Consider the following 9,386-nt stretch of genomic DNA (forward strand, 5'->3'; position numbering starts at 1 on the left):
TCCTCCGTAATATAATATAATCACACTTGATATAAATGTGTTCGGACATGGTCGCCCATGCGTTCGAGAGAGATAATCTGAACAACGGGTGTGTCAATATGACCAACAAATATTTTTTACAATAATGAAATTTACCAAAAATAATAAAACATTCAAACTATTGAGTATTTTTTTCTGACAAGCTCTGGAGTGATGAATTCAACCCGCTTAAATTGTAACCCGCGGCTGCTGCTTGATCTAAAATATAATTTACATCTGTTCCTGACATTGCCTCACCCAAAGCCCATATGACACTGCACCTCGTACCTGACGCACAATATGCCAGTACAGGTCCGTTTGCATTGATAAAAAATTCTCTCTGTTTTTTAACATTTTCAACGGTCATCGTCTGATGTGTAAGTTCTAACACTTCAAAATCAATTCCTACTTCCGTTGCTAACTTTGCCATCAGTGAGCTGTTATACGAGTCTGGAACTTCTACATCAGGCCTGTTGCAAATGATTTTAACGAAACCTTTCTCAGCAATTTCCGCGATTTGATGTGGTTCAATTTGTGGTGAAACGTGATAGTTTTTATCAATAAAGATAGTATTCAATTTTGCTATTCCTAACTGACCTAGCCATCTGCAGTTGATATTGATCCCATTCGCATTGGTTTTGTTAATATCATACCAACTATCATTGAGACAAAAAACAGAATAATTCCATTACCTCCAAAACCCAATGCCGCGATGGCCGGTCCTGGACATAGGCCCGCTAACGCCCATCCCATGCCAAATAAAACTGACCCGGATAGTAACTTAAAATCGATTGTTTTGTTTGATGGCATAGAAAAGCTTAAGTCGAATACGGGTGCTTTCTTAGCAATGATAGCCCACGCTGCAGCCATTGGAATCATAGCTCCCCCCATTACAAAAGCTAATGTTGGGTCCCACTGGCCCAATATATCAAGCCAACCTTGTACCTTTGCGGTGTCTGTCATCCCTGAAATTAAAAGGCCAAAACCAAAGAACAAACCCGATACAGAAGATACTAGTAACCTAATCATATTAATCCCCAAAAAGTCCTCAGAGTTACCATTGTCAGGGCGCCTGCAGAAATATAGACAGCAGTTGCTAGCAGGCCCCGTAACGACAAACGCGATATGCCGCAAACCCCATGGCCAGATGTACACCCATTAGCAATCCTTGTGCCCGCGCCAACCAATAGCCCAGCAAGGACAAGCTGGATCGTATTACTGGTCACATTTGTTGTGCTGAAATCTGAAAATTGTAATATAATCAAAGGAGCAGCGATAACTCCAATTAAAAATACAATTCTCTCAAGGTTTTCCGTGTCCTGTTTGCCTTCGATTAGCTGGCCTAAAATTCCACTCGCTCCCATAATACGCCCGTTAAAAATTAGTAATATTAACCCACCTAGGCCAATCAACAGCCCACCCACTAGTCCATAAATCCAGTCTATAATCATTTGATTATTTCAATCCTTCGGCGTAGTTGGTATTCAATTACATTTTGTTAATTGGAACTTTTAGAAACACATCGCCTTGCGCATCAGGCTCAGGCATATTACCTGCCCTCATATTTACCTGAAGTGAGGGAACTATAAGCTTAGGCATTGCAAGTTTAGCATCACGCTCGTCTCGCAATTTAACAAAATCCTCTTTCGATTTTCCTGATTTAATATGAATATTTTTTTTCTTTTGCTCGCCCACGGTGGTCTCCCATGCATAATGCTCACGACCTGGTGCCTTGTAATCATGACCAACAAAAATACGAGTAGCATCAGGAAGGGATAAAATTTTCTGGATTGACGAGAAAAGGTTTTCTGAAGATCCACCCGGAAAATCGCATCTTGCGGTTCCAAAATCAGGCATAAATAAGGTATCTCCAACGAACGCAGCATCACCGATTACGTAAGTCATACAAGCTGGTGTATGACCAGGAGTGTGCAAAACGTCTCCTCGCAGCTGTCCAATATGAAACGTATCTTCCTCTACAAATAACTTGTCAAATTGGCTGCCATCACGTTGAAATTCTGTTCCCTCATTAAAAATTTTTCCAAAGGTTTTTTGGACATCGGTAATATGTGATCCAATGCCAATTTTTCCACCAACTTCCATCTGAATATACGGCGCAGCTGAAAGGTGATCGGCGTGTACATGGCTTTCTAAGAGCCAATGCACATCAAGTTTGTTTTCTTTTACGAAGTTTATCAGTTTGTCGGCAGATCTTGTATCAGTGCGACCTGAAGCAAAATCAAAATCTAAGACACTGTCGATTATAGCGCAGGCTGAACCATTGGGATCACAAACAATATACGAAATAGTATTGGTAGCTTCGTCAAAAAATGATGTAATATCGGGTGCCATACATTCCTCTTTTATAGTGTTATATAACATATATCAAATTTTGAATATGAATCAATTTCTTTATTAGGTAACTAGAACTCCGATGGTAACTGACATTAAGCCTAAAACCGACAGAAATAAGGATGCTAAGTTAAGGGGCATCGCTGCTTGAATAGACTCACGTAGTTCTTCATCTGATGAACCCTTTTTTTTAGCCAACGCAACCTTATACATACTGAATAATAGACCAATTAATCCAAATATTGATAATGCCGCTCCTCCCCAAACAAGTACAAATATCATGTGCCTCAACTACTGTTAAAAAAATTATTATAAAAAGCTTATTCGAAACCTTGTTATATTTACAACCACAGAGTAACCCGGACAACAAAAAAGGGAATTAATTATGGATGAGAATAGTGGTAGTGCATATCGAGTTACAGCTGATGAGTTAAGACAGTTCGTTGAAAGGTTCGAAAATCTAGAGATAGAAAAACGAAGTATCGTAGATCAACAAAAAGAGGTTATGGCTGAAGCTAAAGGTCGAGGTTATGATACAAAGATTTTGCGAAAATTAGTTGTGCTTAGAAGAAGAGATTTGCAGGATTTGGCTGAGGAAGAGGCTGTTCTTAGTATGTATAAATCAGCTCTAGGTATGTAAACTATTGAATTGATAGAGCCTTAAGATAGACATGAATTGCTAGCAACTTGCAGATTGCTGCGACAAAATTTATGGTACATTAATATTTACATTCTTATACATCTATCACTAGGTTTGCGCTCAAAGTTTTAACTAGCTTACCTATTATTTGGAATTCAAAATTGGCTTTTTTAAATTCGTCCATATCTGGTCAAAATAAATTATTAGTGAATGCCAATGCTGGTTGGGCGATCTGCGCATTATCTATTTCGGCGCTTATATTGTTACCAATAGTATCAGTCATTTTTATGGCACTTTTCCCAGCCAATAATATTTGGCCTCATTTAATTGCCACCACTCTACCGCGATACATTTCTACTACAGTTCTACTTATGATATCTGTCGGCGCCATCGCTGGAGTAATTGGAACTTTGACGGCCTGGTTTGTAGTCAGGTACAGGTTTATTGGGTCGAGATGGTTGCAATGGGCGCTACTGATGCCATTGGCTATCCCAGGATATGTTGGAGCCTACGCTCTAGTTGACTTATTAGAGTATGCGGGTCCAGTTCAGTCAGTTCTTAGGGGTGTTTTTGGTTGGTCAAGTGCCAGAGATTATTGGTTTCCTGAGATTAGATCTTTTGGGGCGGCTGTTTTCGTATTAAGCTTATCTCTTTACCCCTATGTTTACTTGTTAACGAGAGCAGCATTCCGAGACCAAACCTCAAGTGTTGAAGAAGTAGCCCGTTCCTTGGGGGCACTTTCATCGCAGCGTTTTTTCAAAATAAACTTACCACTTGCTCGACCAGCGATAGCTGCAGGGGTAGCTATTGTGATGATGGAGACAGTAAATGACTTTGGAACAGTAGATTACTTTGCTGTTCAAACACTTACTACTGGTATATTTAGTGTCTGGTTGCAATCAAGTAATGTAGGCGGTGCAGCACAGCTTGCTTGTGTGGTCTTAACGATGGTGATTTTGCTGGTTAGCCTTGAAAAACTTTCCAGAAGGAAAATGCAATTCTTCAACATGTCTTCGAAGCAAAAGGCAGTCCAGAAAATTAGGTTGAGGGGTTTATCAAATATTTTGGCTTTTTTATCTTGTCTAGCGCCAGTTTTATTGGGCTTTGCATTGCCGCTGATAATTTTACTTGAGCATTCCATGAGTAATCCTCAATTGTTTATGGATAAAGGATTAATCGATGCTACATTTAATACAGTATTTATTGGAACAATCGCAGCCATTTTTACAGTAATTCTGAGCATTTTTATGGTTTTTGGAATGAAATCGATCAAAGGTAAAGTGCCAAAAGTCACAATGCCGGTGACAACAATTGGATACGCCGTGCCCGGAGCTGTTCTTGGTGTTGGCATACTAATTCCGCTTGCAACCTTGGATAATGCCTTAGCTGATGCGATTTATTATTTAACGCAAATTGATGTAGGTTTAATTTTTACTGGAACTTCGTTTGCAATAATCCTTGCGTACATTGTAAGGTTTTTCGCGATTGGTCAGGGAGCAACAGAAGCAGCACTTGGGCGAATTTCTCCAAATTTGGAGCATGCAGCACGATCTCTGGGGAAAAATAGAGCATCTATTTTAAAAAGAATATACTTGCCAATAATAAAAGGCTCACTCGGTTCTGCGATGCTTTTGATTTTTGTCGATTGTGTAAAAGAATTGCCGGCAACTTTGTTATTAAGACCATTTAACTTTAATACCTTGTCTACTCGTGTACATGAGCAAGCCAGTCTCGAGGATTTGGTGAATGCCGCACCTGCTGCAATATATATTTCGTTGGTAGGACTCTGTGCTGTAGTCCTTCTGGCAAGGGCGAATAGACTGAAGTAGAAAGACAAACTCAAAAGAAATTTATTTTTAATCTTGCTAATTTCGCAGTGTTTATTTAATGACGCCGATGTGCCCCTATAGCTCAGCTGGTAGAGCAACTGATTTGTAATCAGTAGGTCCGCGGTTCGAGTCCGTGTGGGGGCACCATTCAAATCAATGACTTAGCCAAATATGCGTTAATTTGATCTAATTTTCAGCCAGACAATGAGCCAGACAAATGATGTTCTGATTACGTTATTTAGCGTTATTGGCTACTTGATTTACAGCACCACATTTGCAACGCGCGCGCGCCCGTTCGCTACCTGTGCCTTTTTGTGTGAAAGGGGCTTGTTGTATTGAGTCCCAGTTGCGTGACTAAACGCAATCCATACCAGTGCTCACTGATTTTGCGAAATTACCGTATCCTAGCGTTATCCAACAACAGAAATGACAAACTCCCCTTTATCAGGCGTAGTGGGGAGGTGGCGCATATATCGATAGAACGGTGGATAAGGTGAGTTTTGTCATGTTTGTCATGAAGGTGTGTTAAGGCTGCTAGCCAATTTTACGAAGTGCGCCTGTGCGCGATATACTTTTATTTGCTTTTTAATGATTTTAACTCAGGGTATCGGTCGAACAATATATCAGCAGGCCGTACCAATCACTCGTACTGAGCAGAGCCCGAAACTATTCGGGCACACCTAGCGATCATTTCAAAGCATGCGCGATGGCTTGCTCCCGCGCGTCAGGTTCTAGCTTCGGGACTCTCATGGCCGTGGCTTTCATGACGATAGGAAAAGAGACAGTCGGTCGTGACAAAATCGAAGCCTGTGAGGTCGTCGATTACATTGACACAGTTAACAAGGCGCTTTTGTCCCGCGGTCGCAGCAACCTTGGAGATAAAACGGCACTGGATTCTCTGGAGGCCATTCGCGCAGAGATTGCGGCGAGAGGTGTTTCATGCAATTTGCACGAGATAGCTCACCAAGCTGCAGTCAAAGCCATAAAGGATTTCCGAGGTCTGCCTAACAAGATTGGCCGCGCACGCATGTTTGCAGACAAATCGATAGGTCTAGAGGATCCAGGGATGGTCGCTGTGTTGCGAATTATCGGTCCCTTAGATGGTTGAACGGATCGGCGGCGCAGCGCGCGACGGCTTTCATGCGGTAGAGTGTCAATGGCCCTTCGAGTTTTCTAGATCGCAGATTTCGAGTGCAATTCAAGAGTCCGGTATCCCAACAACAGAAAAAGCACCGTACTTATGCGGAAATAACCTTTACTGTGCTAATTATTTTTGCAGTGGCATTGTTCGCTTCAAGCTTTGGTTGGATAGGACTTCTGTTGTATTTTCTACTTGCCGCAGTTCTCTTTCGTTAATTATGTGACAGCATGCCACATATATTCTAAGTATATGAAAACAAATGTTTATTTAAAATACTTAGATATAAAATAATTTTTTTAATTGATTATTTTATATGACGAAACAGGTAATGTTTTAATTATTTTACAGGAGAACAACATGGGTGAACTCATGACTATATTGGCGTTTGGCACACTTGGAACCTTTAGTGTGCTTGCATACATATCCGCTAGGGCTACAGATCGATTGAAAGACAATCCATCTCACAAAAAATCAACTCTGTGCGCAACCAGTGACCATTGGGTTCAAACAAGGTAAAATTGTTGAAAAGCTTTAGTTTATATAAAATAGTTTGGGCAGTTTAACTAGCCCCATCTCTACCTTCAACGGCTAATATCACTGCTTCTTCAGCATTCGTTAGATTGGTAGGCTCACTATAATATTTCAACTGCGCGCTCGCTTTACGGTGACGTTAACGCGCAAGCGGTAATTACAAAATTTTTAGAGGATAGGACAATGAAAAACATTTTAGCTACAGCGGCACTAATCTTTACACCGGCATTTTCTGCACAGGCCGCCGACATAACCGTAGATATGCTGAACAAACGCGACGATGGTGCGAAAATGGTATACTCACAGGACGTGGTACGTATGGATGTTGGCGATTCGGTCACATGGGTACCAACATCCAAGGGCCACAATGTTGAGATAATTGCTGCGCCAGATGGATATGATATTCCGAAGAAATCAAAATTAAGTAAAGACGTTAGCATTACATTCGATACTCCAGGGGTTTATTTATACCAGTGCACACCCCACAAAACGATGGGTATGCTGGGTGTAGTCGTTGTAGGTGACGGTCAAAACGATATATCAGGTGCCAAAGTTCGCGGTAAAAAAGCTCAGGAGAAACTTGCTGAACTAATGGAGCAACTGGGCTAATCCAGTCCAAAACGAGTTGTCATTAATTGCAGGTCTGAAGGCATTTACTGGGCAAGCTTTGGCATGCTGCTTTTCTGATAAAGCGTAAAATTCCTCTTTGTTAAAATAAGAAAACCCAAAGTTAAAAATCATGCAATATAAGACGCTAAACTCGTAGCAAACGAACTGATCCAAATAAGCGCCTTTGTGAGTGAGCAGGGGTATTGTGAGTTGGGTAGGGAAATTGGAATTCAAGTACAGTATCTACACTATAAACGATTGTTACAATTGGATGATTATCCTCTGTTTAGATAAACAGGAGAAAAGTAATGACCCCCAAAGAAACTGTCCAAGTCATATACGATGCATTTGCTAGTGGTGATATGGAGAAATTTGCCTCTGTTTTTTCAGAGGATTGCATCTGTGTGATGAATGGTATGCATGCTGTGTCAGGTACGTATCATGGTCGTGACGCTTTAATGACGCAAATGATGGCACGTGTTGGAAAGCACTTTCCCGATGGTGTGGCCTTTGAAAAGGTCAAAATGTTTGCTGAAGGAAATAATGTTTTTACCATGGGGACAATTAAAGCTGATGGTTTAGAAATGTCTGTAGGGCACCATCATGTTGTGGAGGATGGCAAAGTCAAAGAAATGCACATCTTCGATGATAGTCAAAAGTGGGCAATGACGTTAAAACCAATGTGAATATTGCTAGTTGTATGGCCGAGTACGGTTGGGTAGAGAATTAGTAATAACCCTGAGGCTAAATAAGGTGCTCTCATTTTAGGCGGTGGGCACGCAGGACCCTTCGCAAGTGACGGATATACGTAGTTGTACTCTTACACAGATAGGGTGTTGCTTATAGCCAAGCAGTTAAACATTAGCAGGATGTCGGTGTATCGTAGCTTGTAGGGTTAGTAGTTGTTATTGGTCATATGCAGCCAACACCAAGCCAGAACATGAATCTGTCCTGCTCTCTCCATAGAACTCGAGCATATGTTCTACGGTGTCTAGCCAGTTAACTCCATCTACTTCATCATCACCTGTTTTATCTATTTCATCATATTCCATAATGCTTATGAACTCATTGTCGCTAGTGGAAATCAAACGCATAGAAAGAGCTTTTGAGTAATCATATTCGTTAATAGCCTTTATGAAGTCATCAACATATCCATCTTTTACCTTATATTTTACGACTGTAACTATATTCAACTTTAACTCCTATAAACTTGATCTGCGCTTGCACTCGCCTGATTAGCAAAGAGAACAACAGACAGTATAACTAGTAGCTTTTTCATTGGTTAACATTATCAAACATTCAATGGCGTTGCAGGAGTGCCATCAGAATTAAGACGATGTTTGCCGTAAACCGTATCATCTTCTCCGAAGGATACCCACTTCATACCTTCATCTGCAAACATGTGCATATCCACTGTTATGGATGATGGGTCGTCCAATGTTCCCAACATCATCACTTGGGCTTCAGGAAAACGTTCCGTGGTGACTGTTACCGTGGTTCCACACGATGGGCAAAAGTGAACGTTCAATGATCGACCGTGTTCAGGACTGGTGTAAATGTAAGTTTTTAGATCAGCGTGATTTAACGAAACGTTTCCTTTTTTATATCTCATACCAGAGCGAAACGCTGTGCCTGTGGCTTTCTGGCAAAACCGACAGTGACAGCCATAGGCCACTTCTGGATCATTGCTGAGTTCAAAACGGACTTTGCCGCACAGACATCCACCTGTATGTTTGGGCATATTTTTTCTCCATGCTTTTCTAGCAACAGAGCACTTAGTTTGATTCACTTCAAGCATTGCTTACTACCCTTGCTTTAAATGCTCTCACAACACACCCTGAGACACATTAAGGTGCTCTCTTTTTAGGGTGGGGCGGCAGCCGTAGATATTTTTAAGAGTGCTGAACGAGTACGCGTACTAGGTGAAACACGGATATATATCATCACCGCATGGCAGATTATCTATTGGCTCGAAATTGCTAATGTCACACAATATTTATGTAACAGTCATAAAAAGGTAACAATATGTTGTAAATTAAAAGAGGTAAGTTTGCTGGAGTAGGAATGGAGAGGGGTACTTGCAATATCCATCTGCGAATAAAGATCAGGTAAAATCTCACAGAACCCTTTTTATTTCAGATCTACATCTGGGAGCGCGGGGTTGCCAGCCGGAAGCAATAATCGAATTCCTGAGGGAGTGTCGTGTAGATACAATTTATCTGGTTGGAGATATATTTGACTTCTGGCATGTCGGGAAAATCCATTG

Annotated in this window: 14 protein-coding genes, 1 tRNA gene and 1 pseudogene; 9 read left to right on the forward strand and 7 right to left on the reverse strand. The window is 41.1% G+C overall.

Going from position 1 to position 9,386, the window contains the following annotated elements:
• Positions 1-157 precede the first annotated feature (157 nt).
• The 5 genes from ACTF5Q_RS05635 to ACTF5Q_RS05655 all read right to left on the reverse strand — a co-directional run bounded on the left by ACTF5Q_RS05635 (position 158) and on the right by ACTF5Q_RS05655 (position 2,652).
• Entirely contained in the window at positions 158-595 is a 438-nt protein-coding gene (locus ACTF5Q_RS05635) for a TIGR01244 family sulfur transferase (RefSeq protein ID WP_438953680.1), read from the reverse strand.
• Positions 596-615: 20 nt separating this feature from the next.
• Positions 616-1,047, reverse strand: a complete 432-nt coding sequence (locus ACTF5Q_RS05640) for a DUF6691 family protein (RefSeq protein WP_438953681.1) — start codon at positions 1,045-1,047, stop codon at positions 616-618.
• Positions 1,044-1,469 (reverse strand): YeeE/YedE family protein, encoded by a 426-nt coding sequence (locus ACTF5Q_RS05645; RefSeq protein WP_438953682.1) that lies wholly within the window; start codon positions 1,467-1,469, stop codon positions 1,044-1,046. The genes ACTF5Q_RS05640 and ACTF5Q_RS05645 overlap by 4 nt, the downstream gene beginning before the upstream one ends.
• A 37-nt stretch (positions 1,470-1,506) precedes the next feature.
• Positions 1,507-2,370 carry an MBL fold metallo-hydrolase gene (locus ACTF5Q_RS05650; protein WP_438953683.1) on the reverse strand — a complete coding sequence of 288 codons (864 nt, stop codon included), beginning with the start codon at positions 2,368-2,370 and terminating at the stop codon, positions 1,507-1,509.
• A 63-nt stretch (positions 2,371-2,433) separates the two neighbouring features.
• Entirely contained in the window at positions 2,434-2,652 is a 219-nt protein-coding gene (locus tag ACTF5Q_RS05655) for a hypothetical protein (RefSeq protein WP_438953684.1), read from the reverse strand.
• 103 nt (positions 2,653-2,755) lie between these two features.
• Here ACTF5Q_RS05655 and ACTF5Q_RS05660 point away from each other — a divergent pair, with 103 nt between their 5' ends.
• The 8 genes from ACTF5Q_RS05660 to ACTF5Q_RS05695 all read left to right on the forward strand — a co-directional run bounded on the left by ACTF5Q_RS05660 (position 2,756) and on the right by ACTF5Q_RS05695 (position 7,806).
• Positions 2,756-3,010, forward strand: coding sequence for a DUF2312 domain-containing protein (locus ACTF5Q_RS05660; RefSeq protein ID WP_438953685.1), 255 nt, complete (start codon positions 2,756-2,758; stop codon positions 3,008-3,010).
• Positions 3,011-3,297: 287 nt separating this feature from the next.
• The gene (locus ACTF5Q_RS05665) at positions 3,298-4,839 is read left to right on the forward strand and encodes an ABC transporter permease (RefSeq protein ID WP_438953696.1); all 1,542 of its coding nucleotides are present in this window, start codon (positions 3,298-3,300) and stop codon (positions 4,837-4,839) included.
• Between the two features lie 71 nt (positions 4,840-4,910).
• A tRNA-Thr gene (locus ACTF5Q_RS05670) sits at positions 4,911-4,986 on the forward strand.
• A 502-nt stretch (positions 4,987-5,488) separates the two neighbouring features.
• Positions 5,489-5,947, forward strand: a complete 459-nt coding sequence (locus ACTF5Q_RS05675; protein ID WP_438953697.1) for a DAK2 domain-containing protein — start codon at positions 5,489-5,491, stop codon at positions 5,945-5,947.
• Entirely contained in the window at positions 5,940-6,203 is a 264-nt protein-coding gene (locus tag ACTF5Q_RS05680; protein ID WP_438953686.1) for a hypothetical protein, read from the forward strand. Before ACTF5Q_RS05675 ends, ACTF5Q_RS05680 begins: the two co-directional genes overlap by 8 nt.
• A gap of 134 nt (positions 6,204-6,337) precedes the next feature.
• Positions 6,338-6,496, forward strand: coding sequence for a hypothetical protein (locus ACTF5Q_RS05685; protein ID WP_438953687.1), 159 nt, complete (start codon positions 6,338-6,340; stop codon positions 6,494-6,496).
• Positions 6,497-6,694: 198 nt separating this feature from the next.
• Complete coding sequence (locus tag ACTF5Q_RS05690; protein WP_438953688.1) at positions 6,695-7,120, forward strand: plastocyanin/azurin family copper-binding protein; 426 nt, start codon at positions 6,695-6,697, stop codon at positions 7,118-7,120.
• Between the two features lie 308 nt (positions 7,121-7,428).
• Entirely contained in the window at positions 7,429-7,806 is a 378-nt protein-coding gene (locus ACTF5Q_RS05695) for a nuclear transport factor 2 family protein (RefSeq protein WP_438953689.1), read from the forward strand.
• Between the two features lie 219 nt (positions 7,807-8,025).
• Here ACTF5Q_RS05695 and ACTF5Q_RS05700 read toward each other — a convergent pair whose 3' ends face one another.
• Positions 8,026-8,313: a hypothetical protein gene (locus ACTF5Q_RS05700; protein WP_153697240.1), complete on the reverse strand. Its 288-nt coding sequence runs from the start codon at positions 8,311-8,313 to the stop codon at positions 8,026-8,028.
• 98 nt (positions 8,314-8,411) lie between these two features.
• Entirely contained in the window at positions 8,412-8,861 is a 450-nt protein-coding gene (locus ACTF5Q_RS05705; protein ID WP_438953690.1) for a GFA family protein, read from the reverse strand.
• A gap of 337 nt (positions 8,862-9,198) precedes the next feature.
• Here ACTF5Q_RS05705 and ACTF5Q_RS05710 point away from each other — a divergent pair.
• Positions 9,199-9,386, forward strand: a pseudogene (locus tag ACTF5Q_RS05710) (UDP-2,3-diacylglucosamine diphosphatase); the annotation flags it as partial.

Origin of the sequence: Candidatus Salinivivens marinus, from assembly GCF_965655845.1 — a bacterium.
GTDB lineage: Bacteria > Pseudomonadota > Alphaproteobacteria > Rhodobacterales > Rhodobacteraceae > Salinivivens > Salinivivens marinus.

Coding starts and splice junctions, on each gene's coding strand:
- ACTF5Q_RS05640 (WP_438953681.1), bottom strand. CDS start 1,047: ATGATTAGGTTACTAGTATCTTCTGTATCGGGTTTGTTCTTTGGTTTT.
- ACTF5Q_RS05645 (WP_438953682.1), bottom strand. CDS start 1,469: ATGATTATAGACTGGATTTATGGACTAGTGGGTGGGCTGTTGATTGGC.
- ACTF5Q_RS05695 (WP_438953689.1), top strand. CDS start 7,429: ATGACCCCCAAAGAAACTGTCCAAGTCATATACGATGCATTTGCTAGT.
- ACTF5Q_RS05650 (WP_438953683.1), bottom strand. CDS start 2,370: ATGGCACCCGATATTACATCATTTTTTGACGAAGCTACCAATACTATT.
- ACTF5Q_RS05680 (WP_438953686.1), top strand. CDS start 5,940: ATGGTTGAACGGATCGGCGGCGCAGCGCGCGACGGCTTTCATGCGGTA.
- ACTF5Q_RS05665 (WP_438953696.1), top strand. CDS start 3,298: ATGGCACTTTTCCCAGCCAATAATATTTGGCCTCATTTAATTGCCACC.
- ACTF5Q_RS05705 (WP_438953690.1), bottom strand. CDS start 8,861: ATGCCCAAACATACAGGTGGATGTCTGTGCGGCAAAGTCCGTTTTGAA.
- ACTF5Q_RS05690 (WP_438953688.1), top strand. CDS start 6,695: ATGAAAAACATTTTAGCTACAGCGGCACTAATCTTTACACCGGCATTT.
- ACTF5Q_RS05685 (WP_438953687.1), top strand. CDS start 6,338: ATGGGTGAACTCATGACTATATTGGCGTTTGGCACACTTGGAACCTTT.
- ACTF5Q_RS05655 (WP_438953684.1), bottom strand. CDS start 2,652: ATGATATTTGTACTTGTTTGGGGAGGAGCGGCATTATCAATATTTGGA.
- ACTF5Q_RS05660 (WP_438953685.1), top strand. CDS start 2,756: ATGGATGAGAATAGTGGTAGTGCATATCGAGTTACAGCTGATGAGTTA.